18 protein-coding genes are annotated in these 22,481 nt (G+C 70.7%); 14 read left to right on the top strand and 4 right to left on the bottom strand.

The window, feature by feature from the left end:
- The first annotated feature begins 23 nt into the window (after window positions 1-23).
- Window positions 24-3,407, top strand: coding sequence for a BTAD domain-containing putative transcriptional regulator (locus tag OHA77_RS30240; RefSeq protein WP_326824793.1), 3,384 nt, complete (start codon window positions 24-26; stop codon window positions 3,405-3,407).
- Here the strand turns inward: OHA77_RS30240 and OHA77_RS30235 are convergent.
- A complete protein-coding gene (locus OHA77_RS30235) occupies window positions 3,397-3,927 on the bottom strand; it encodes a hypothetical protein (protein ID WP_406312785.1) in 531 nt (176 codons plus the stop codon). The genes OHA77_RS30240 and OHA77_RS30235 overlap by 11 nt on opposite strands.
- Window positions 3,928-4,075: 148 nt before the next feature.
- Here OHA77_RS30235 and OHA77_RS30230 point away from each other — a divergent pair, with 148 nt between their 5' ends.
- Together OHA77_RS30230 and OHA77_RS30225 are read left to right on the top strand one after the other, a co-directional pair.
- Window positions 4,076-4,600 (top strand): DedA family protein, encoded by a 525-nt coding sequence (locus tag OHA77_RS30230; RefSeq protein ID WP_406312784.1) that lies wholly within the window; start codon window positions 4,076-4,078, stop codon window positions 4,598-4,600.
- Window positions 4,601-4,810: 210 nt separating this feature from the next.
- Window positions 4,811-5,710 carry a D-alanyl-D-alanine carboxypeptidase family protein gene (locus OHA77_RS30225; RefSeq protein WP_406312783.1) on the top strand — a complete coding sequence of 300 codons (900 nt, stop codon included), beginning with the start codon at window positions 4,811-4,813 and terminating at the stop codon, window positions 5,708-5,710.
- A 172-nt stretch (window positions 5,711-5,882) separates the two neighbouring features.
- On the opposite strand, the gene OHA77_RS30220 is transcribed toward OHA77_RS30225, so the two are convergent.
- From OHA77_RS30220 to OHA77_RS30210, 3 genes are all read right to left on the bottom strand, one after another.
- The gene (locus OHA77_RS30220; protein ID WP_406312782.1) at window positions 5,883-6,974 is read right to left on the bottom strand and encodes a winged helix DNA-binding domain-containing protein; all 1,092 of its coding nucleotides are present in this window, start codon (window positions 6,972-6,974) and stop codon (window positions 5,883-5,885) included.
- Window positions 6,975-7,131: 157 nt separating this feature from the next.
- Entirely contained in the window at window positions 7,132-7,962 is an 831-nt protein-coding gene (locus tag OHA77_RS30215) for a TrmH family RNA methyltransferase (protein WP_406312781.1), read from the bottom strand.
- Entirely contained in the window at window positions 7,955-8,728 is a 774-nt protein-coding gene (locus tag OHA77_RS30210) for a DUF4184 family protein (RefSeq protein ID WP_406312780.1), read from the bottom strand. The genes OHA77_RS30215 and OHA77_RS30210 overlap by 8 nt, the downstream gene beginning before the upstream one ends.
- 307 nt (window positions 8,729-9,035) lie before the next feature.
- On the opposite strand from OHA77_RS30210, the gene OHA77_RS30205 reads away from it, so the two are divergent.
- The 11 genes from OHA77_RS30205 (at window position 9,036) to OHA77_RS30155 (ending at window position 22,435) form a co-directional block, all read left to right on the top strand.
- Window positions 9,036-10,847, top strand: coding sequence for a substrate-binding and VWA domain-containing protein (locus OHA77_RS30205; RefSeq protein WP_406312779.1), 1,812 nt, complete (start codon window positions 9,036-9,038; stop codon window positions 10,845-10,847).
- A gap of 187 nt (window positions 10,848-11,034) precedes the next feature.
- Window positions 11,035-12,636 (top strand): RNA polymerase sigma factor, encoded by a 1,602-nt coding sequence (locus tag OHA77_RS30200; protein ID WP_406312778.1) that lies wholly within the window; start codon window positions 11,035-11,037, stop codon window positions 12,634-12,636.
- A gap of 396 nt (window positions 12,637-13,032) precedes the next feature.
- Window positions 13,033-13,206, top strand: a complete 174-nt coding sequence (locus OHA77_RS30195; RefSeq protein WP_406312777.1) for a hypothetical protein — start codon at window positions 13,033-13,035, stop codon at window positions 13,204-13,206.
- Window positions 13,207-13,223: 17 nt separating this feature from the next.
- Window positions 13,224-14,327, top strand: coding sequence for a GNAT family N-acetyltransferase (locus OHA77_RS30190; RefSeq protein ID WP_406312775.1), 1,104 nt, complete (start codon window positions 13,224-13,226; stop codon window positions 14,325-14,327).
- Between the two features lie 181 nt (window positions 14,328-14,508).
- Window positions 14,509-15,339: a glycosyltransferase family 2 protein gene (locus OHA77_RS30185; protein ID WP_406312774.1), complete on the top strand. Its 831-nt coding sequence runs from the start codon at window positions 14,509-14,511 to the stop codon at window positions 15,337-15,339.
- Window positions 15,340-15,341: 2 nt separating this feature from the next.
- The gene (locus tag OHA77_RS30180) at window positions 15,342-16,283 is read left to right on the top strand and encodes a glycosyltransferase family 2 protein (RefSeq protein WP_406312773.1); all 942 of its coding nucleotides are present in this window, start codon (window positions 15,342-15,344) and stop codon (window positions 16,281-16,283) included.
- The gene (locus tag OHA77_RS30175) at window positions 16,280-17,104 is read left to right on the top strand and encodes a polysaccharide deacetylase family protein (protein ID WP_406312772.1); all 825 of its coding nucleotides are present in this window, start codon (window positions 16,280-16,282) and stop codon (window positions 17,102-17,104) included. The genes OHA77_RS30180 and OHA77_RS30175 overlap by 4 nt, the downstream gene beginning before the upstream one ends.
- Complete coding sequence (locus tag OHA77_RS30170) at window positions 17,097-19,211, top strand: lipopolysaccharide biosynthesis protein (protein WP_406312771.1); 2,115 nt, start codon at window positions 17,097-17,099, stop codon at window positions 19,209-19,211. The genes OHA77_RS30175 and OHA77_RS30170 overlap by 8 nt, the downstream gene beginning before the upstream one ends.
- A 67-nt stretch (window positions 19,212-19,278) precedes the next feature.
- Window positions 19,279-20,190, top strand: a complete 912-nt coding sequence (locus OHA77_RS30165) for a glycosyltransferase family 2 protein (RefSeq protein ID WP_406312770.1) — start codon at window positions 19,279-19,281, stop codon at window positions 20,188-20,190.
- Entirely contained in the window at window positions 20,187-21,278 is a 1,092-nt protein-coding gene (locus tag OHA77_RS30160; protein WP_406312769.1) for a GNAT family N-acetyltransferase, read from the top strand. Before OHA77_RS30165 ends, OHA77_RS30160 begins: the two co-directional genes overlap by 4 nt.
- Window positions 21,275-22,435 carry a DegT/DnrJ/EryC1/StrS family aminotransferase gene (locus OHA77_RS30155; protein WP_406312768.1) on the top strand — a complete coding sequence of 387 codons (1,161 nt, stop codon included), beginning with the start codon at window positions 21,275-21,277 and terminating at the stop codon, window positions 22,433-22,435. Before OHA77_RS30160 ends, OHA77_RS30155 begins: the two co-directional genes overlap by 4 nt.
- The last annotated feature ends 46 nt before the right edge of the window (window positions 22,436-22,481 follow it).

Below are 22,481 nucleotides of genomic sequence, written 5' to 3'. Positions count from 1 at the left end.
CGTGATCCGAAGGCCCGCATAGCGTGGCGGCTGACATGGTGGCGTTCCGGGTTCTCGGTCCGGTCGAGGCGCATTCCAGCGATGACGAGCTCGACCTAGGCGGGTTGCGGCAGCGTGCTGTCCTGGCCCGGCTGCTGGTGGCACGCGGGCAGGTGGTGCCCGTCGACTCCCTCCTCTACGACCTGTGGGCCGATGACTCCGCCAAGGGCGCGCAGTCGGGCCTGCAGGTCTACATCTCCCGCCTGCGCCGGGTCCTCGAACCCGGCCGTCCGCGCGGGGGGCCCAACCGGCTGCTGGTGACGGTGGCCTCCGGCTACGCGCTCCGGGTCGCTCCCGAGCAGGTCGACGCCCTCCGCTTCGAGGTGCTGGTCCGCATGGCCGGAGAGCATCTGGAGAACGACGACCCCTCGTCGGCGCGAGGCCGCCTGGGGAAGGCCCTGGGGCTGTGGCGCGGCACCCCCTACTCCGACTTCGCCGACCAGCCGTGGGCCGAGGCCGAGGTCAACCGGCTGGCCGAGCTGCGTCTGGTGGCCCGCGAGCGGCACGCCGACAGCGGTCTGCGCCTGGGCATGGCCGCCGAGGCGGTGCCCGATCTGGAGGCGTTGACCACCGAGCACCCGCTCCGCGAGGAGGGCTGGCGGCTGCTGGCCCTCGGCCTCTACCGGTGCGGGCGGCAGGGTGACGCGCTGGCCGCGCTGCGCAGGGCCCGCACGATCCTCGCCGAGGAGCTGGGCATCGACCCGGGGCCGGCGCTGCGCAGACTGGAGTCCGACATCCTGGCCCAGGATCCGGGCCTGCAGCTCGCCACCCCGCCGACCGGCCGGCAGCGCCCTCCGGTGTCCGCCGACACCTGGCCGCCCCGGCCCACGACCGCACCGGTGGAGCTGCCGCCGCTGGAGCCCGAGCCGTTCGTCGGCCGGGACGCCGAACTGAACCGGCTGACCACGGCCGCAGCCCGGACCGGCCGCTTCACGGTCGCGGTGATCGGCGGCGACGCGGGCGCGGGCAAGACCACGCTGGTCCGCCAGCTCACCAAACGGCTCTCCGACGACGGCTGGGGCACCGCCTCCGGTGCCTGCCCCGACAGCAGCGCCACCCCTCCCGGCTGGGCCTGGGTGGAGATCCTGCGCACCCTGGTGAACGCGGCCGGGCCCGGAGAGTACGCCCCGCTGCTCGCCCCGCTGCTGGACGACGCCGCTCCCGCACCCGACGACGACCAGGTCTCCGGCGGTTTCCGGCTGCACCGGGCGGTGGGCGGCTACCTGGCGGCCGTCGCCAAGGACATCCCGATCCTGCTCACCCTGGAGGATCTGCACTGGGCCGACGACCAGACCCTCGCGCTGCTGCGCGCGCTGCCGAGCCTGCTGGCCACCAGCAGGGTGCTGCTGGTGGTGACCTGCCGTGACAGCGAGCTGAGCGACCAGCAGGCCGACGTACTGGCGGCGCTGGCCCGGCTCGGGCCCGTCCGGGTGGGCCTGACCGGTCTCGACCCCAAGGCGGTGGCCGAGCTGGTCCGGGCGACCTGTGTGCGTGAGGTGGACGAGGAGGCGGTCAACAGCATCGTCGAACGGACCGGCGGCAACCCCTTCTTCGTCCGGGAGACGGTGCGCCTGCTCGACGCCGAGGCCGTGAGCGACCGTGCCACGGCCGCCGAGGTGATCTCCGGGGTGCCATCCGGCGTGCGCGACGTGCTGCGGCGGCGGATCTCCCGGCTGCCCTCCGCGGCCCAGCAGACCCTGCTGCAGGCTGCGGTGATCGGCCGTGACGTCGACGTGGACGTGCTGGTGGAGGTGACGGGCGACGAGGACGCCGTGGTCGACGCGGTGGAGGCGGCGCTGCTCGCCGGGCTGGTCACCGAGCCGGGGCCCGGCATGCTCCGCTTCGACCACGACCTGGTCCGCGACACCCTTTACTCCGACGCCTCCCGGCTGCGCCGCTCCCGGCTGCACGCCTCGGTGGCAGCGGTGATCGAGCGCCGGAACCCCGGTGACGTGGCCGCCCTCGCCCACCACTACGACGCGGCGGGCACCGCCGAGACGGCCATCAAGGCGGTGCACTACGCCGGGCTGGCCGCCGAGCAGGCCGAGCGCCGTTTCGCCCACCGGGAGGCCGCCTCGTTGTGGGAGCAGGCCATCGCCGCCTTCGACCGGTCCGGCATCACCCACACCCCTGACAGCACCAGGGAACGGCTGCTGCTGACCCTGAGCCTGATCAAGGCGCTGGCGCTCTGCGGTGACATGGCCGCGGCCCGCGGGCGGCGGCGCGAGGCGATGGACGCCGCCCTGCCGCTGGGCAACCTGGAGCTCACCGCCCGGGTGGCGGCCTCGCTGGCCGTACCGCACAAGGGCATGGCCCGCGACTTCACCCGCACCGCGTGGGAGATCGTCGACGTCGCCGAGCAGGCGCTGGTCGAGCTGCCCGCCGCCGAGCAGTCGCTGCGCGCGAGCCTGCTGGCCACGCTCGCACTGGAACTGGAGGGCTCGGCCACCCCCCGTGGCGAGCAGGCCTCGCTGGAGGCCGAGGAGCTAGCCCGGCGCAGCGGTGACCCGGCGCTGCTGGCGACCGCGCTGAGCGGCCGGCTACGGCAGTCCTACGGCATCACCCCGGTGGGCGAACGCGAGGTCATCGGCAGGGAGCTGCTGGAGGTCGGCAAGCGGACCGGCCAGGTCGCGGTCCAGGCACTGGCCCACCTCGTGCTGATGGAGTGCGCGGCCGCCTCGGGCGCGTTCGCCGACGCCGACGCGCACGTGGCCGCCGCCGAGCGGCTCGCCCGGCAGTACGGCCTGCCCGCACCGGCCGCCGTCTGCACCTGGTACGCCGGGCAGCGCCTGATGATCGCCGGTGACTTCACCGGCGCGGAGGGCGCCTACCGCGACGCCGCCCGGCTGACGGCCCGGGCCGGAATGCTGGAGGGCCGCCAGGACCTGCCGCTGATCACGACCTTCTGCCTGCGCCTGGTCAACGGCCGGGCCGCCGACATGGTGGAGCCCCTCGCCGAGGCCCACCAGCGCGGGGCCAAGTGGACCCTCGACGCCTACGCGGTGGCCCTGGCCTCGGCCGGGCACACCCGCGACGCGCGGGCGGTCATCGCGGTGAAGACCCCGGTCCGCCCCGACTTCCTCTACGAGCTGGCGATGATCTGGCGGGCTCTGGCGGGCATGCTGCTGGACGATCGGGAGCGGATGGTCGAGGCCTACGACACCCTGAAGCCGTTCTCCGAGCGGATCGCCGGAGCGGGCACCGGTGTGGTGGCGCTGTGGCCGGTGGCACTGACCCTCGGTGACCTGGCTCTCCGACTCGGCTTCACCGAGGCGGTGAAGCCCCATTACGAGAAGGCTCTCTCGGTGGCCCAGCGGGTCGGCGTGGCCCGCTGGGTGGAGGCGGCGCAGCGGGCTCTCAGCAGCTGACGAGAAACTTCTCGCTGCGCAGCCGGGCACCGCCGGAGACCGACAGCTCGGCCCGGTACCAACCGGGGTTGTCGATCACACTCGGCCGCCACCTGGCGGTCTGGCTCGGGCCGGCGAAGCCTGCGTTCCTGGTCAGGTAGGTCCGCCAGTTCCGGGTGGCCGCGCTCCAGCGCTGCAGGCGCCAGCCGTAGGAGACGACGCTCTCCGGGTGGGGATTGTCGACCATGCCCTGGATCAGGTAGGACTTCTCACACGGCCGCAGAGCGGCGAGCGTGTCCACGGTGATCGTGCCGGCGGCCGGTGCCTCCGCGGTGACGAGTGGTGCCGACTTCGACGACAGGCTGACCGTCCGCACCGGGGCGCTCCGCGCGCTCACGCCCGCCCGGGCCGGGGCAGAGGCGCTGTGGGAGACCTCCACCCCCAGGTAGGCGCCGGTGAAGGCCAGCGTGGCCACCAGCAGCTTCACGACGCTCGCGGTCCCACTCGCCACCACCGGCGCCACACTGCTTCGCGGACTCATGACACACACCCTTCTTCGTTGCTACAGGTGTATGCCTCGATGGTTGATCTCCGGTTGCCGTCCGCTTGCAGGGGCGTGTCACCCCCTCAGGTAAGCCTGACCTAATATTGAAGTCGGGCAGGCCGAACGATGTGGCGGTGGTGGTCAGGTGCGACTCCTTGTGGCGGACATCCCCGACCCCACATCCGCCTCCTTCCTGGGGATGCCGCTGTGGCTCTGGGTCATCCTCGGCGGGATCGCCCTTTTCGGTGTCTTCCAGGTCTACTACTGGATCGGCTACAAGCTGGGGCCCCGGCTCTACGCGTCCCGGCTGGGCCGGAAGATCGGCGAGAAGAACATCCTCACGGTGGAGAACGCCGTCAGGAGATGGGGTGCGCTCGCCGTCTACGGCTGCTTCTGGGTTCCGGGGCTGCGGCACACGCTGCCGTGGGTCGCGGGGGTGCTCCGGGTCTCCTATCCCTGGTACGTCGTGGCCAGCGCGCTCGGCTGTTTGACCTGGGTGCCGGTGACGTCCTTCGGCCTCTATTCGCTGATCTGGGGCTGGCTGAAGCTGGCCGCCGAGTCCCCGATCCTGGCGGGCACGGCCGCCGTGGCCGTGGTGGCCGTGATCGCCGTTCTCGTCCACCGCCGCAGGGTCTCGCGGCGGGCGGAAGGCGAATTCACCAACGTGTGAGCTCCTGTACCGCCGGCCGGACACGGAACTCGCCGCGCTTGTCCTTGGTGATCACGAACTTCCCTGGCATGTCTTTCCCCCGAATCCGACAAAGGCCCGACGGGGCTGATTTCCAGCCCGACATTGTCCATACGACTCGGATGTCAACGTTTTAATAGCCAAAACGCCAAGATCCGCATATCGACGGTCGGCTCTGCCACCATGTCCCTCATGCAAAACGGGGGATTTCGCCTCATCATCTGCGCCACTCTGGCCGCCCTGGCCCCTCTGGCCACCGGGCTCGCCACGCCCGCCCACGCCCAGCAGGACGCTCGGCAGCTCTTCCGGAACGTCGCCCGGCAGGACGCTCCGGCGGTGGCCGCCCGGGCCGCCTACCTGGTCGACACCACCACCGGAACGGTCCGTTTCAGCAAACGGGCGACCCAGCGGCTGCCGGTGGCCAGCCTGACGAAGGTCATGACGGCGTACGTGGTCCTGCGGGAGGCGGAGCTGGACGACGTGGTCACGGTCAACTCGAGCGACGTACGGCACGCGACGGCGAACGGCGCGACGACCGCGGCCCTGCGCGCGGGTGAGCGCCTGACCGTCAGGGATCTGCTGTACGGCGCGATGCTCCCCTCCGGGGCGGACGCCACCCATGCGCTGGCCCGCGTCTACGGCCCGGGTGACAGCAGGTTCGTGGCGAAGATGAACGCCGCGGCCCGCTCCCTCGGCCTGACCGGCACCCGCTACGGCAATCCCGACGGGCTGCCCAAGCCGAGTCCGGGCTATTCCACCGCCCAGGACCAGGCCAAGCTGACCGAGACGGCACTCGGTGACCCGGTGCTGCTGGCCATCGCCTCCACCGCGCGCTACACCGTGCCGGCGTCGAAGGTGCACCGGGCCCATGTCTGGACCAACAGCAACAAGCTGCTCGGCAAGTCGGCCGGGGCCGTGGGCCTCAAGACCGGTTACACCCGGGCCGCCGGTTACTGCCTGTCCTTCGCCGCCGACCGCGACGGCCACCGGATCGTCGGGGTGATCCTCGGCGAGTCCAACGCCGACCGGCGCTTCCAGACCGCCGGCCGCCTGCTGAACTGGGCCGGTGAGCAGCCGACCAGTGACGTCTGACCGCCGAGGACGCGTTCCACGGCCAGGTCGGGTCCGGGCACCCGCCGCACGCCGGCACAGCGGGGACCGTCGTGGTCGGCCCCGCGCCGGTGCGGCACCGGGCCACCGGCGACCCGGTCCCGATTAACCGGTCTCCGGCGGAGAGGTCTCCGAGACCTCGCCAGGTGTCACGTCAGAGGTCGTCGATCCGGATCTCCAGGGTTTCGGCGTCCGGTTCGGCGAAGCGCAGCAGGGCGTCGGCCTCCCGGGTCAGGTCGGAGACCGCGCTCTCGGACAGGGATTCGAAGGGTGTCAGCCGCAGGACCGCTGCCTTGCGCCTCCGCTCCACCTGCCAGGTGCCGCGCACGGAGCCGTCCCAGAGGAACGTGGCCCGCACACGCAGGTTCTTGGTGACGACCTTCTCCCGATACTCGTCGGCGATCACGCGGGTGCGGTCGGCGTGCGCGAGCACCAGGTTGTCGAAGTCGGGCAGGAACCGCGCGGGCGCCGGGACGTCCTCGTCGGGGCGCGGGGCGTCGGGGAGGTCGAACAGCTCACGGCCCTGCTCGTCACGGAAGACCCGCAACCGGGGGCGGAGACCGTCCAGTACGGCGCGCAGTCCCTTGATCCCGGACCAGGTCTGCGCGTCCGCCGAGGTGGCAGGGCCGAAGGCGGCCAGGTAGCGCAGCACCAGCCGCTCGACCGGCTCGCTCGACAGCTCCGAGCCCAGCCAGTCGTCCGCCGGGGTGAAGGCCGCCGTCCGGGGAAACGCCCACCGGTCCTCGGTGGGCACCATGACCAGCGGTAGCTGAGTCCGTACGGCATACCCCAGCCCCCGCTCGTTGGCCTCCGGAAACTCCTTCTGGAGCAGGCCACGCAGCGTGGTGAAGTCGCGGGGTCGCTCCAGGAGGAGCCGGTGGGCCACCGGGAGCAGCCTGTCGAGGTCCAGGCCGTCGAACAGGCCGGTGCGTCCGGTCACCGCGGCGGCGAGCGCGGGCCCCAGCGTCAGGCGGAACGCCATATAGTCGGCCGCGCTCATCAGGTGCAGCGTCGCGCGCATCATCGTGGCCCGCACGAGGAGGCGGTCGTGCAGGGCCCGGTGCAGGTCCTCCCGCCGGAACCCGTCGACCCTTGACCACAGGCCGGTGAACGGGTGCCTGGCCTCCTGCGCCTGCATGCCCCCGAGGCGCTCCACGGCCGCGACGACATCGGTCTTCTCCCGCTGGAGCAGCATCTGGCGGGCCAGCGTCGCGCGGTTGAGGCGCCGGGTCGTGAGGATGTCCATGCGCCCATGCTGGCAGCCATACCTGACAGCTAATGTCAGATACGAACGGCCGGATGGGCCGCCGCAGCCGATCGCCCGGCACCCGAGAGCGCCGCCTCCTGACGGATTCGGGACACCGACCACCGCAGGGGAGGCGCGGGCGGGCTCGGTGCCGCGGTCAGCCGCGCCGGTGGGCCGGGTCTGCCGAGCTGCCGCGCATCAGGCCGTGACAGGCGATCGCGGCGGCGGCGACCACGTTGAGGGAGTCGACGCCGAGGTCCATCGCGGCCGGGCTCATCGGGATGCAGACCGGATGGTCGGCCTCGTGCAGCCAGCGCGAGGAGAGCCCGTCGCCCTCGGAGCCGAGCAGCAGGGCGACCCGGGCGGCCATGGCGACCTCGTCCATGGGCACCGCGGACTGGTCGGGAGTCAGCGCGAGCGTCTGGAAGCCCGCCGCGCGGAGCTCGGCCAGGCCGTCGTACCAGTTGGTCATCCGCGCGTACGGGACGGCGAAGACGGCGCCCATCGACACCTTGACCGACCGCCGGTAGAGAGGGTCGGCGCAGCGGGGCGACAGGATCACGGCCTCGACGCCCAGCGCGGCGGCGCATCGGAAGATCGCTCCGACGTTGCCGTGGTCGACGAGGTCTTCCAGGACGAGGACCCGCCGGGAGGCTCCGCGCAGGATCTCGTCCGTCCCGGTCAGCTCACGCCGCTCCATGGCGGCCAGCGCGCCCCGGTGCACGGGGAAGCCCGCGATCTCCTCCATGACGTCGTCGTCCACCACATGGACGCGGTCGCCGAGCGGGTCCAGCAGGTCGGCGAGCGGGTCGGCCCAGCGCCGGGTCAGCAGCACCGAGCGCACCGGGTAACCGGCCGCGACGGCCCGGCGGATCACCTTCTCCCCCTCGGCGATGAAGAGGCCGTGCTCGGCCTCCAGGCTTTTGCGCAGCTCGACGTCGCGCAGGTTGGCGTAGTCGGCGAGGCACGGATCTGAGGCGTTAGACACCTTCGAATACTGCCATGGCCCGCCTGAGCTGCCACATCAGCGCGTAGAGGAGCAGCAGGGCGCAGCAGCCGGCCACCACTCCGGCGCCCACTCTGGTGATCGTCTGGGCCCAGCCGACGGCCGGGAAGGCGACCGGCCAGACCGCCGCGCCCAGCGCGGTGCCGGCCAGGACCGCCAGGATCACGCCGCGCCGCACCCCGGCGGGGAGCGTCAGCCGCTCCGGCACCGCCGTCGGCTCCATCCGCGACAGCCCGCGCCAGGCCCACCAGGCGACGACGGCCAGGCCGGCCACCGTGGACAGATACTGCAGCAGGCGGAACACGGGGAGTGGGCCGACCGCCGGGGCGGCCAGCCACTCCCAGCCCCATATGCCCTGGCTGTAGTGGTGGGTGAAGGAGTCCCACAGCTTGTGGGTGCAGGCGCCGACGATGCCGCCCGCGAGCACGGCGGGCAGCCGCCGCACGCCGTATCTCCCGGGCGCCAGCGAGGCGACCCTGCCTGCCAGTGCGGGAGGGAGCAGCGCGGTCAGCGGGTCGCGGAGCAGGCCGTGGAAGGCGGCGAGCAGGATGACGACGGCGAGCGGGGCGATCGTGAAGACGCCCCGCAGGGAGTGCCAGACCATGTAGTCCGGCAGAAAAGGCAGGAAGATCGCCAGGTCGGGCACCATCGAGCCCAGGGCGAGGGCCCAGGGGTCGAGCAGCCGTCGCATCCGCGCCGAGGAGACCAGCGGCAGCACCGCGGCGACGTGACTGGGGGTGAACGGCACGGACTCTCCCTTGTGGATCTACCGGTCTCTTTCCCGGGAGACTACGTGGCGGCGGCTGCCGTCGAGCGCTTTCCCCTCCCCTCCTCACCACGTGGAGAGGCGGTCCATCGCCGGGGTCGCGACGGCCGTACGGGACGGCCGGAAGGCGGGCGCGGGCGCTTCCGCCACCCCGGATCCGGCGTTCTCCACCGGAACACAGATGTTGCTTACCGACGCGTACAGTGATCGTCGTACCAAAAGGAATGTTTTGCCACGGTAAGTCTTCCCAGTACAGTTCCCTGAACATTGCGGAGAACCTCCCTGTAAGGTGACCCGCTGGCTCCAGGACATCGAGACCGAAGAGGGCATCGTGGGCGGACGTCACCGGACGGATGAACTCGACGACGGCTATGCCTCCTATCAGGAGACGCCCCGGCGGCGGCGCAACGGACCGGGCACGGTGCTCGTCCCGCTGGCCGGTTCCGTCGCCCTCGCGGTGCTGCTCGGTGTCGCCGCTTTTGTGATCATCAACCGGGACCGGGGATGCGCCGGGGACGAGGTCTCCCTCCGGGTCACCGCCTCTCCCGACATCCAGCCCGCGGTGTCGCAGATCGCCGATCGCTTCAACAAGGCCGGCCACGACACCGGCGGGGGGTGCGCCACCGTCACGGTGACCAAGGGCGCACCGGCGACCGTGGCCTCCGGGCTGGCCGCCGGCAAGGCCGGCGCGATGGACGTGTGGATCCCCGACTCGACCCTGTGGGTGGCCAACCTGCGGGTCAAGCATCCCGAACTGCCCGCGCCCGGCGCGTCCGTGGCCCAGTCCCCCATCGTCATGGCGGCCTCCGGCTCGGTGATCCCGAACCTGCGGAAGAGCTTCGGTGCGGCCAGCTGGGACGGCATGATCAACGCCGCGAACGTGGCGAACGTCGAGGGTCCGGGCCGCAAGGTGCGCGTGCTGGCACTGGACCCCTCCTTCAACGCCGCGGGACTCGGCGCCCTCCTGGCCGCCGCCGGGACGGCCACGGCCTCGGGCGCCGGCCAGGAGCAACTGGTCGGCGCGCTCAAGGCGCTGTCCGGATCGACGGTCCGCGACCAGGACGCACTGCTGTCCAGCCTCGGCGTCAAAGGCAGCCGCGCCCCGCTCGGCATCGCCTCGGAGCAGGGCGTCTGGGCGTTCAACACCGTAAAGAAGCCGGAGGTGCCGGCCGTACCGCTCTATCCGGCCGAGGGCACCCTCAACCTCGACTACCCGGTGGTGGTCACCGCCGAGGACGCCGCAGTCCGCAAGGCCGCCGAGGCGTTCCAGCGGGAGTTCGCCACCGACGCCGCCAGGAAGACGCTCCACGACCAGGGCTTCCGCACTCCGGACGGCAAGGGCGGCAAGGCGGTCGCCGACTCCGGCGGCTTCCAGGCCAAGGCTCCCCGTGCGCTGAAGACCCCCGACGCCAAGACCGTCGCGGGGATGGCGCAGTCCTGGTCCCGGCTCAACCTCGGCACCCGGCTGCTGGCGCTGCTGGACGTCTCCGGCACGATGGCCCTGCCGGTCCCCGGCACCGGATCGGACCGGATGCGGGTGATCTCCAGAATCGCCACCGAGGGCATGCGGCTGTTCCCGGCCAAGAGCGAGATCGGCGTATGGGAGTACTCCACGCACCTCACCGCCGACGGCACGGACTTCCGCAAGACCGTCCCCGTCGGCCCGCTGGCGGAGAGCATCGGCGGCGTCCTCCGCAAGGACCTGCTGGCCCAGAAGTTCGCCGCCATCCGGGCCAAGCCCACCGGCGACACCGGCCTGAACGACACGCTCAAGGCGGCCTACGGGCAGATGACCAAGGAGTACCAGGGCGACAAGATCAACACGGTGCTGGTCCTCACCGACGGAGCCGGCAACGACGACCCGGACGGCGGTGTCTCCGACGCGGAGATCCTGCGGTACCTGAAGAAGACCTACAACCCGGAGAAGCCGGTCAGCATCCTGCTCATCGCCTTCGGCCCCGAGGCCGTGAAGGGCAGGAAGCAGATGGACGCGCTGGCCAAGGCGACGGGCGGAGAGGCATTCATCGCCACCGACATCCTTCAGGTCCGCAAGTTCTTCCTGAAGGGCATGGAGCGCCGCCTCTGCACGCCCAACTGCTGATCGCCGGCCGTTCCGCACCGTACGGCCGGCGCCCCACAGGCCCCAGCCGTTTCATTCTTACCAGTTAATACCCGTCCGGCATGGTATCGACCGGTTAGGACAACCCGTCCCGGCCAGGTGGCGTCCTACGTGTGTGGGGTCTCGGGCATGGCCCGTGAACGCGCTTGTCCTGCGGGGAGGAATGTCCGTGCCCGGATGGCCGGCCGTCGGCCGAACCGACGACCAACAACTCCTGGAGGCGCTCCGGCGTACCGACGCCGCGGCGCCCGCGAGCCTCTACGACTCCTATGCCGAACGTCTCAACGACTACGCCTACGCACTGCTGGGGGACCGGGACGGCGCGGCCGAGGCCGTACACGACGCCCTGGTCACCGCGCACGGGTGCGTCGACCGGCTACCCGAACCGGCCCGGCTGCGCCCCTGGCTGTACGCGCTCACCCGCTCCCGGTGCGCGGCCGGGACGCCGGGGTCACGGGGACCGCGGGGTCCGGCGGCCGCGCCGGACTCCGGCGACTACGACACCCCCGAGGAGCGCGAGCTGGCCGCGCTGGTGCACGAGACGCTGGCGGAGCTGAGTGGGCCGGAGCGCGAGGTGCTGGAGCTGTCGCTCCGGCACGACCTCGGCACCGGTGAGGCCGGCGCGGTGCTCGGGCTGACCTCGCGCCAGGCCACGACGCGGCTCGGCCACGCCCGCGAACACCTGGAGAACTCGGCCGCCGCCGTGATACTGGCCAAGGTCGGCCGGGCGCACTGCCCCGACCTGTCGGCGATGGTCGACTCGTGGGAGGGCCCGCTCACCACGATCCTGCGCAGGCGGCTCTCCGGCCACATCAGCCGCTGCGAGGTCTGCCTCGAACGGCGGAAGCACCATGTGTCGGCCGACCGGCTGCTCGCCATGGTGCCCATGGCCTTCCCCCCGCTCTCCCTGCGCCGCCGGGTCATCGAGACCTGCGTGAACCCCGGCCGGGCCGGGGAACGCGCCGCCATCGTCGAGGCGGGTGGCCGCTTCGACCGGACCGGGTTCCCCACCGCGGCCGACCGGCGCGGGAGGGGACGCCGGGCGGGCTCACCGCCGCGACGGCGCAGACCCTCCCGGCGGACGGCTCCAGTGATCGCGGCCGTCGCGTGCGTGCTGGCGGCCGTCGGGGCCATGGCCGTGATCACCGGTAGGGACGCGGGCGGCGGACAGGTGACGCGGGCCGAGGCCGCACCGGACCGGGAGCCCGCGTTGATCACCCTGGAGCCCGGGCCGGAGCCCTCGCCGCCGGAGCCCTCGCCGTCGGACCCGGAGCCGTCTCCGACGGCGACCCCGGCCGGCGAGCGGAAGAAGGAGGTCGGGAAGACCGGGTCTCCCGCCCCGGCCCGATCGACGCCGGCCCGGCGGCCGGTGCCCACCCGGCCGCGCGCCACCCGTGCCCCGGCCCCTCCGCCGCCGGCCGGGCGGCTGGCCGTCTCTTGCCCCACCGACATCGGAGAGGGGGCGGGCACGATCCGGCTCTCCGCGCGCAACGCCGCGGTCTCCTGGTCGGCGACCACCTCGGGTGGCCTGAACGTCCACCCTCAGCACGGGCGGCTCAAGGCCGGCGCCAGTGGCGTGATCTGGGTCACCGCCGCCGACCCCGGAGAGAGCGGGAGCGGGCGGGTGGCCTTCAAGTCCGTCGGAGGCAACTCCAGTTGCGCGATCTCCTGGGAGACCGCCGAGCCCGAGGTCACGGACCCACCGGAGGACCCGCCTCCGCTGCCAACATCAACACCAACATCAACACCTTCCTCTACCTTCGGAACATAACTAGCAAAATAGGATATTTAGTACATAGAGCGATTTTTACAAGTCCGAAAATGACATTTTGAATCGACCCATAAGAAACCCTGACTTGATTTTTGCAACCGGGTAAACCATCGACTGATGCCAAGCGTCGGCGTTGACGTATCGCGAAGTGGTTGGTCACATGGATATGTGATCAACCACTTGATCATCAGCGGGGAGTCAGTGATGTTCACCGGCCGCGGAACAGCACGATGGGGGCTCGTTCTGGCGTGTGCAGCGGGAGTTCTGCCTGCGCTCGCTGACGTCGACACTCCCCTTCGGGCAATTTTTACCCCTTTGTTCCTTTTGGCGGTTCCTGGGATCGCCGCAGGGGGACTGTTGCGTGATCGTGACCCTCTTACTGCAATATCAGTAGGGGTGGCGACAAGTCTTCTGGCAAACGTTCTCCTTGCCACCGCGATGCTCATTTTCGGCGCATGGTCGCCCCGAGCCGGAGTGGTGACCATCGCGATGCTCGGCGGCTTCATATATGTCCTGGGCCTGCTGTACCGGGGGAACGGAAGCCTGCTGGCCGGACAGGGGGGCGGTTGAGGGTGAAGATCGGCGTTGTGCGCCCACGAGATCTCGGCGAGTCCGAGATCTTCCGATGGCGTGAGATCCAGAAAGCCTCTCCCAGCCTCGACAACCCCTTCCTGTCCGTGGACTTCACCCTGGCCATGGGAAGGCTGCGCGACTACGTCAGGGTGGCGGTGATCGAGGACGGCGGCGAGACCGTGGGGTTCTTCCCCTACGAACGGCACGGCTTCGGCATCGGCAAGCCCCTGGGCGGATTCCTCACCACCTGCCACGGGTTGATCTCGGTGCCCGAGCTGAAGATCGACCCACGCGACCTGCTCCGGGCCTGCAGGTTGTCGGCCATCGACTTCGACCACCTCGTCGCGGGCCAGCCCACATTCGCACCGTACGAGACAGACGTCCGGCCGGCGCCCCTCATGGACCTCAGCGGCGGGTTCGACGCCTACCTTGAACAGGTGCGCGCCGCCTCGGCGAAAAACTACAAGACCGTCCGCTACAAGGAGCGCAAACTCGGCCGCGAGCAGGGCGAGATCCGCTTCGCGTGGGACTCGCCGGACATCGGGGCACTGCGCACGCTCCTGGACTGGAAGTCCGACCAGTACCAGCGGACCGGGCGGGTCGACCGCTTCGCCCAACCGTGGATCGTACGGCTCGTCGAGGAGATGCACTCCCACCGGTCCGACGACTTCGCCGGCGTGCTCACCATGGTCTACGCCGGAGACACCCCCGTCGCCGGGCACTTCGGGCTCCGTACGGCACACACCCTGGTGGGCTGGTTCCCCGCCTACGACCCGGCCTTCGCCCGCTACTCCCCCGGGATCATGCACCACCTGCACATGGCCGAACACGCCGCGAGCGCGGGGTTGCACCAGGTGGACATGGGCAAGGGGGGCCGGGAATACAAGGAGTGGCTCAAAACCGGCGCCCTGATGGTCGCCGAGGCCCGCGTCGCGCGGCCGTCCCCGGTGGCCGCCGCCCAGTGGCTGGGCCGGGTCCCGGTCAACAGGCTCCGCACCGCCGTAGTGGACAACCCCACCCTTTTCCGAGCCGCGGACCGGCTTCTCAAGGGTTACGGCAGGGCGAGATCGGCCATCCAGTCACGCTCCGGCTCCGAACAACCGTCGAAGACGCGGTAACCGCATCCTTCTCCGCACGACCGTTCTCCCTCAGGCCACGTCCCCGCAGACCATGTCCCTCAGACCGTGTTCCCGACAGCCCATCCAGTCCCCGACGCAAGGCATTCCTCGATCACAGTCGCGCCGTTCTCCTCGCACCCGAGAGCACGCGCACGGAAGGACCAAAGGAATATCCGCCATCATGAATCCCGAGACCGTCAGGCAGAACGGTAAGCAGCTCGGCGTGTTGCGCTCCATGCCGCCGATCGAGCGGTTCACACCGCTCACCCCTCACATGGCCATTTCCCCGACCGTCAGTGTCGTCGTGCCCGCGATGAACGAGGCGGAGAACCTCCCGCACGTCTTCGCCACCCTCCCGCAGTGGATCGACGAGATCGTGCTCGTCGACGGCAACTCGGTGGACGACACCGTCGCCGTCGCCAAGCGGCTGCGGCCCAACGTACGGATCGTCACCCAGCGCGGCAAGGGCAAGGGCGACGCGCTGTCCGCCGGTTTCGCCGCGTGCACCGGCGACATCATCGTGATGATCGACGCCGACGGGTCCACCGACGGCCGTGAGATCATCCAGTTCGTGGGCGCCCTGGTCACCGGGGCGGACTTCGTCAAGGGGTCCCGCTACGCCGCCGGCGGGGGCAGCGACGACCTGACCTTCAGCCGCCGGGCCGGCAACAAGGTCCTCACCACCCTGGTGAACATGATCTACGGCACCCGCTACAGCGACCTGTGTTACGGCTACAACGCCTTCTGGGCCCGGCACCTGGAGGCGCTCGATCTCGACTGCGAGGGTTTCGAAGTCGAGACGCTGATGAACATCCGCGCCGCCAAGGCCGGGCTCCGCGTGCACGAGGTGCCCAGCCACGAACGGTGCCGGATTCACGGCGAGAGCAACCTGCGCGCGGTCCGTGACGGCCTGCGCGTGCTGCGGACCATCATCCGCGAGCGGCGTCAGCGGCCGGTCGCGCTCACACCCGAGCCGGCGGCCACTCCGGCTGCGGATCAGGGCGCGGCGTAACCATGAAGAGCAGTGTCGTCATATGCGTCTACACCGAGGAACGCTGGGAGGACATCCGGGCGGCCGTCGAATCGGTCGAGAACCAGCGGCGCAGGCCGTACGAGATCATTCTGGTCGTCGACTACAACACGGACCTGCACCTGAGGCTCAAGCAGGAGTATCCCGGCGTCACCGTGGTGGAGAACACGAACGAGAAGGGGCTGTCCGGCGGCAAGAACACCGGGGCGGCGACCGCCTCGGGTGACATCGTGGCCTACCTCGACGACGACGCGGTGGCCGAACCTGGCTGGCTGGAGGCTTTGGAGGAGGGTTTCCAGGACCCGACCATCGTGGGGGTGGGCGGGCAGACCAGGCCGCTGTGGGCCACGGGGCGACGTCCCCGCTGGTTCCCGCACGAGTTCGACTGGACCGTGGGGTGCACCTATCGGGGCATGCCCACGGTCCGGGCGCCGATCCGCAACGTCATGGGCGGCAACGCCGCCTTCCGCAGGGAGGCCGTCGGCGCCGTCGGCGGCTTCCACACCGGGATAGGCCGAAGCGTCCAGGGACGCAAGAGCCGCCCGCTCGGCTGTGAGGAGACGGAGTTCTGCATCCGGCTGTCCCAGAGCCGGCCCGGCGCGGTGATGCTGTTCGAGCCGGACGCGGTGATCGGGCACAAGGTCTCCGCACAGCGGGCGGGATTCGCCTACTTCAGGTCACGGTGCTATGCCGAGGGCCTGTCCAAGGCCCTGGTCGCGTCGAGCGTCGGCACCGACGACGGCCTGTCGAGCGAACGGGCCCACGCGATGAAGGCCCTGCCGCTGGGGGCGCTGCGCGGTGTCGGCGAGGCACTGCGCGGCGACCTCCCCGGGCTCGGCCGCGCCGCCGCCATCGTGATCGGCCTGGCCTGGACCACCTGGGGTTACCTGGTCGGTACGGCACGTCTGAAGCTGGGGCGATCATGATCCGTGTCCCCATCCTGATGTACCACTCGGTGAGCGACCACCCGAACGACGAGACGCGCCCGCTCGCGGTCTCGCCGGGACGGTTCGCCGACCAACTGGGCATGCTCCGCGACCGGGGTTTCACCCCGATGACCCTGTCCGACCTGGTCGCGGGGATGCACAGGACCTCGGCGATGCCCGACAGACCGGTGGCCATCACCTTCGACGACGGGTACGCCGACTTCCACACCGAGGCACTGCCCGTCCTGGAGCGGTTCGGCTATCCGGCGACGGTCTTCGTGACCAGCGGCTGGGTGCAGGACTCCGGCCCCGCCGAGGCCGGACGACGACTGGCTCCCATGCTGACCTGGAGCCAGGTGCGCGAGGCGGTCTCCTGCGGAGTGGAGATCGGCGGTCACAGCCACAGCCACCCGCAGCTCGACCAGCTCCCGGGCGGAGAGCTCCGCAACGAACTGCGCACCAACAAGGCCATGCTCGAAGACCAGATCGGCCGTCCGGTGGCCACCATGGCCTATCCCTACGGCTACTCCAGCGCTCGGGTCCGCCGGGAGGTGCGCAAGGCGGGCTACTGGACCGCGTGCGCGGTGGCCAACGACACCGTCCGCGAGGACGACGAGATGCTCGCGTTGCCCCGCCTGACCGTTACCGAGCAGACCTCGATGGCCAAGTTCAGCAAGGCCATCGACGGGCAAAGTCTCTCTATGATCTACCTGAAGGAACGAGCCCTGACCAAGGGATACGCGGTCGTACGGCGGACCCGTTACGGACTGCGGCGAATCTCTTCAAAGTACACATCTGGTCAGGCATCGGGCAGTGACTGACACGGATCTCCGCAGAGGGGCGGCGGGCCGGCGACAGGGGACGCTGCACACCCTGTGGAGCCGTCTTCCCAAAGATCTGAACGATCCCCTGTTGCGCAACGCCTACTCGCTGATCGTCAATGCGGGGGCCGCCGGAGTGCTCGGCCTGGCCTACTGGACGATCGCGGTGCGGTTCTACAGCGAGGGCGACTACGGCCGCTCCTCCGCGCTGATCGCCGCGATGCGCCTGCTCGCGGCGTTGACCGCGTTCGGGTTCGTCGGCGCGCTGACCCGCTTCCTCCCCGAGGGGGGCAGGGCGACCGGGCGCCTGGTCGGCTACGCCTACCTGGTGGGCGGCGGCGCGGCGTCGGTCGCGACCGTGGTCTTCCTGGCCACGCTGGACATGTGGGGTGCCAACTACGACGGGCTGAACGGGCTCGGCATGGCCGGCTGGTTCCTGCTGTCGGTCTTCCTGTGGTGCGTGTTCACGGTCCAGGACGTGGTGCTCACCGCGCTGGGCAAGGCCACCTGGGTGCCGCTCATCGGAATAGCCGTCGGACTGTCGAAGATCGTGTTGCTGGTGGTGCTGGCCCCGGTCTTCCCCGGCGCGGGGATCTTCCTGGCCTGGACGATCCCGGTCGCCGTGACGGTCGTCCCGATCAGTATCGCGATCTTCGGCAGGCTGGCCCCGCTGGCCGCCATGCGCAACGCCCATCAGGCCCCGCCCCGGTTCCGGCGGATAGGCCGCTTCCTCGCCGGGGACTATCCCGGCACCCTGTTCATCCTGGCCAGCGTCTACCTCATGCCGGTGCTGGTGTTCGCGGGAGTGGACGCGCGGACTGCGGGTTACTACGCCGCGGCGGTCACCCTTGTCGGCGTCTTCGACATGCTCGCGCTCAACATGGCCATCTCCCTGACCATCGAGGGCTCGGGGGATCCGTCACTTCTCGCGGGCAAGTGCATGCTGGCGCTCCGGCGGACCATGATGCTCCTGGTCCCGGTGGTGCTGCTGGCCGCGCTGGCCGCGCCGCTCATCCTGCGGCTCGGCTGGGGTCCGTCATTCGCCGAGCACGGTGCGAACGTGCTGCGGCTGCTGGCCCTGGCCTCCATCCCGCACGCGGTCATCGAGATCTATCTGGGGGTGCTCCGCGCCCGCAGCAGGGTGCGGGCGCTGCTCGCGCTCCAGGCGCTGCTGTGTGTCCTGGTCGTGGGCCTGTCGTTCGTCCTCTTCCGGTTCTACGGCATCACCGGTGTCGGCATGGGCACCTTCGCGGCCCAGGTGATCGTCATGGTCGTCGTCGCACCGGGCCTGGTGAAGGTGCTGCGCGGAGCGCGGGCGACGGGCGTCGAGCTCTCCCCGGACGAGACTCCGACGTTGGTGATGATGATCGTCGACGCGCAGCCCACCCTGGCCTCCGCCCCCGCCAGGAGGCCTCCCACCGAGGCCGCGGCACCCGCTCGGCCCCGCGCACCGTGGCTGGCGCAGGCGGCGCGTTGGCTGCCACCGCTGATCACCGCCGAGGGCCTGCTCGTCGTCATACTCGGCTCCGTCGCCTCGGGACCGTCCGCCTTCCCACCGGCCGCCGTGCCGGCCCTCGGCGGTGTCGGACTGATCGTCGTGGCCTTCGCCGCGGAACTGGCCATGGCGCGCAGGCAGGCGATGCTGTGGACGCAGCTCCTCGCCGTGACCGTCTGCCTGCACGGGACGGAGGCTCTGAGCGGCTCAGTCGGGAGCCTCGCCGCAAAGGTGACGCAGATCATGGCCACCGGGAAGGCCCCCGACGGCGACTGGCTCCTCGCCCTGCCCGCCTTCTTCGCCCGTGCCATGGGGATCGCCGACCCTACCCCGGTGCTGGTGTGGGCCCCGGTCCTCTTCGCCGTGACGGCGCTCGTCCCGGCGCTGCTGGCGGCCAGAGCCGTCCACCGCGACGAGCGGTTCCACTGGCCGCCGGTCATGGTGGTGACGGTGGGGCTCTGGATCGCGCCCGCCGAGCGCGTCCAGACGTCTCTGCTCTGCCTGCTCGGCCTCTGCGCCCTCGCCCTCGCCCTGGTGCTGGCGCGCAAAGGGCGTCGGCGCTCCGAGACGGCGGCGGCGGACGACGACCGGACGCTGAGAACGGCGGCCTAGCTGGACACGCCGACGATTTTCACCGCCTGACCTCCGACTTCGGAAAGCCTTAGAGAAAGGACCCGCCGTGGACCACTGGCCGGCGATCACCGCTGTGATCCCGACCCGCAACCGCACCGGACTGCTCCAGGAGACGATCGACTCGATCCTCGGCCAGGACTATCCGGGCGAGCTGACCTGTGTCGCCGTCTTCGACCAGAGTCCGCCGGACGGGTCGTTCGCCCGCGAGGCCCCGGGACGCAGGGTCGTGGTGACCGCGAACACGCGCAATCCCGGGATCGCCGGGGCGCGCAACACCGGCGTGCTCTCAGACGACGGCGAACTGGTCGCCTTCTGCGACGACACCGACCTGTGGCTGCCGCACAAGCTCCGGTCGCAGGTGACCGCTCTGGGCACCGGCCACTTCGTGACGTGCGGGGTGGAGCTGTTCAACGACGAGGTCTCCTTCGCCAGATCCGTGGCCGCGCCGTCGGTGACCCTGGAGGACCTGCTGCGCAAGCAGCTTCCCTCGATGCACCCCTCCACCTACCTGATGCGCCGGGACGCGATGGTCAACGGGTTCGGGCTGGTCAGCGAGGAACTGCCCGGCGGGTACGGCGAGGACTACGAACTGCTGCTGCGGGCCGCCCGATTCGGGCCGATCACCAACCTGGCCGAGACGGGGGTGCGGCTCAGGCTGCACAACAGCTCCTACTTCTCCATCGTCAAGACCTGCGGAACGATCTCCTCCGCGCTGCGCTGGATGCTGGAGCGCTACCCGGAGTTCGCGGGGGCGCCGGGCGGCTACGCCCAGCTCTCCGGGAAGATCGCCTTCGCCGAGGCCACCCTGGGACACACCTCGCAGGCGTTGCGCTGGATAGGCAGGACCGTGCGTCGCCGCCCCTGGGAACCCCGCGCCTACCTGGCGCTGGCCGTCGCCGCCGGAGTGCCGGCCGACGCGATCGTCAGCCGGCTGCACCGGATGGGCCGCGGCATATGAGGGTGGACGTCATCCGGCCGCAGGAACTCGGCCCGTCCGACGTCGCGGCATGGCGCGAGATGCAGCGTGCCACCCCGCACCTGGGCAACCCCTTTCTCAGCCCGGACTTCGCGGTCGCGATGGGCGAGGTCAGGGCCGAGGCACGGGTCGCGGTTCTCTCCGAGGAGAGCGGGCGGGTCGGATTCTTCCCCTTCGAACGGCACACCGGTGGGGTGGGCACCGCGCTGGGCGCCTGGGTGTCGCTCTGCCAGGGGGTCGTCCACGCGCCCGGCGCGCAGTTCGACGCGGAGACCCTGTTACGCAGATGCGGACTGCACGTGTGGGAGTTCGGCTGCATGGTCGACGGGCAGCCGTGGTTCCAGCCGTTCGAGGTCCTGCGCCAGGAGGCGGTGATCCTCGACCTCGCCGACGGCTACCCGGCCTACCTGGAGGGGCTGCGCGAACGTTCCCCCAAGTTCCTCAAGTCCACCCTGTACAAGGAGCGGAAGCTCGGCCGCGACATCGGCGAGCTGACCTTCGACTTCGCGGTCCGCGACGAGGAGCAGTTCCGCCTGCTGCGCCGCTGGAAGTCGGACCAGTACCTGAAGATGGGCCGGCCTGACCGGTTCGGCAGGCCGTGGGTGGTGGAGCTCGCCGAGCGGCTGAACGCGATCGACACCGACGACTTCGCGGGCCCGTTGTCGATGCTCTACTGCGACGGCAAGCCGGTCGCGGGCCACTTCGGCCTGCGCTCGGACACGACCCTGGTCGGCTGGTTCCCGGCCTACGACCCCGCCTTCGCGAAATACTCCCCCGGCCTGATCCAGCACCTGAAGATGGCCGAGGCCGCCGCGGCGATCGGGCTCCGGGCGATGGACCTTGGGGTCGGGACCGGTTCGGAGTACAAGGAGTCGCTGCGCAGCCGGGGTGAGCCGGTGACCGAGGGATGCGTGCGGCGCCGGTCGGCGGGCGCGGCGGCGCACTGGCTGCGCACCACGCCGATACGGCGGGCGCGGCAGTTCATCCTCGACAGCCCCGCCCTGTACGGCGCGGCGGACCGCGCCATGAAGCGCTACGGCGACCTGCGGACCAGGACGAAGGCACGATGAGCAGCACACTTGAGTCGATCATGCGTGACCGCGTGGGGGCTCCGTGCCTGCACGTGCCGTCGGCCAGATTCGGGCTCTACCTCGCCCTGCGGCACTGGTTCGGTGCGGGCGACCGGGTGCTGATCTCCCCGACCAACTGTGAGACCGTGCTGTTCATCGCGCTCGCGGCGGGTCTGCGGCCGGTCATGGCGCCGGTGTCCCCCCTCGACGGCAACATCGACCTGCCCCGGGTGGACTGGAGCGGTCTGTCCGGTGTGCTCACCACACACCTGTACGGCCAGCCCGACCGGGTCGCCGGATTGCGGGCCGAATGCGACCGCCGCGGCCTGACCCTGATCGACGACGCCGCACACGCCATGCTGACGACGGTGGACGGCCGCCCGGCGGGCACCTTCGGCACGGCCGGGGTGTTCAGCCTGGCCAAGCACGGCAGGGCGATGTCGGGCGGGTTCCTGGTCGTCGCGGATCCCGCCGCGCTGCCGGAGCTGGTGAAGCGGCGTGACGAACTGCTGCTCGACGGCGGAGCGCGCGGGCAGATCCTCGGCACGCTCCGCCCGATGCTCCGGGAGACGATCTACCGGACCGGGCTGGTCGGGCCGATGTGGCGGGCGCTGAGAGCGCTCGGTGTGATCGAGTGGACAGGTCACCGCTGCGCCCCCCGCGAGGACGAGCTGCGGACCGCCGTGAAGCCGCCGGCGGAGCTCGCGGCACTCGACTACTGGCTGAAGATCGACCTCGACGACTGGCGGATGCGGCAGGGCCCGCTGCTGGAGCGTTACCTCCGTTCCCGGTTCCGGGTGATCGACCGGGAGCGGGAACGCCGACTGGCCGGCGTCGAGCTGCTTCGCGGCACCCCCTGGGCGGCCCGGGGCGTGCGTGAGGCGCCGCCCCAGCCGCTGCTGCGGGTGCCATTGATGGTGAAGGACCGCGACGAGGTCATCACCCGGTTGGAAAGGCACGGCATCGTGCCCGGATTCGTTTACGACCCGCCGCTGGACGACTATCTCGATTTCGTTCCCGCCGGGCCCACTCCCGAAATCGCGCGCTGGTGGACGAGCCACGTGCTCCCGGTCGATCCGCTCCGTGCCAAGCGTGTCGCCACACTTTTGACCAGGCTAGAGGTTCGTACGGCCGTCGAGCCGGGGCCGGAAGCGTAGGGTCACAGAAAGCTGGCAATCCGTAGCGCGGACGCCTCTTTTTATG

The organism is Streptosporangium sp. NBC_01639, from assembly GCF_045209755.1.
Classification (GTDB): domain Bacteria; phylum Actinomycetota; class Actinomycetes; order Streptosporangiales; family Streptosporangiaceae; genus Streptosporangium.
This window is presented reverse-complemented; position numbering and strand designations above follow the sequence as displayed.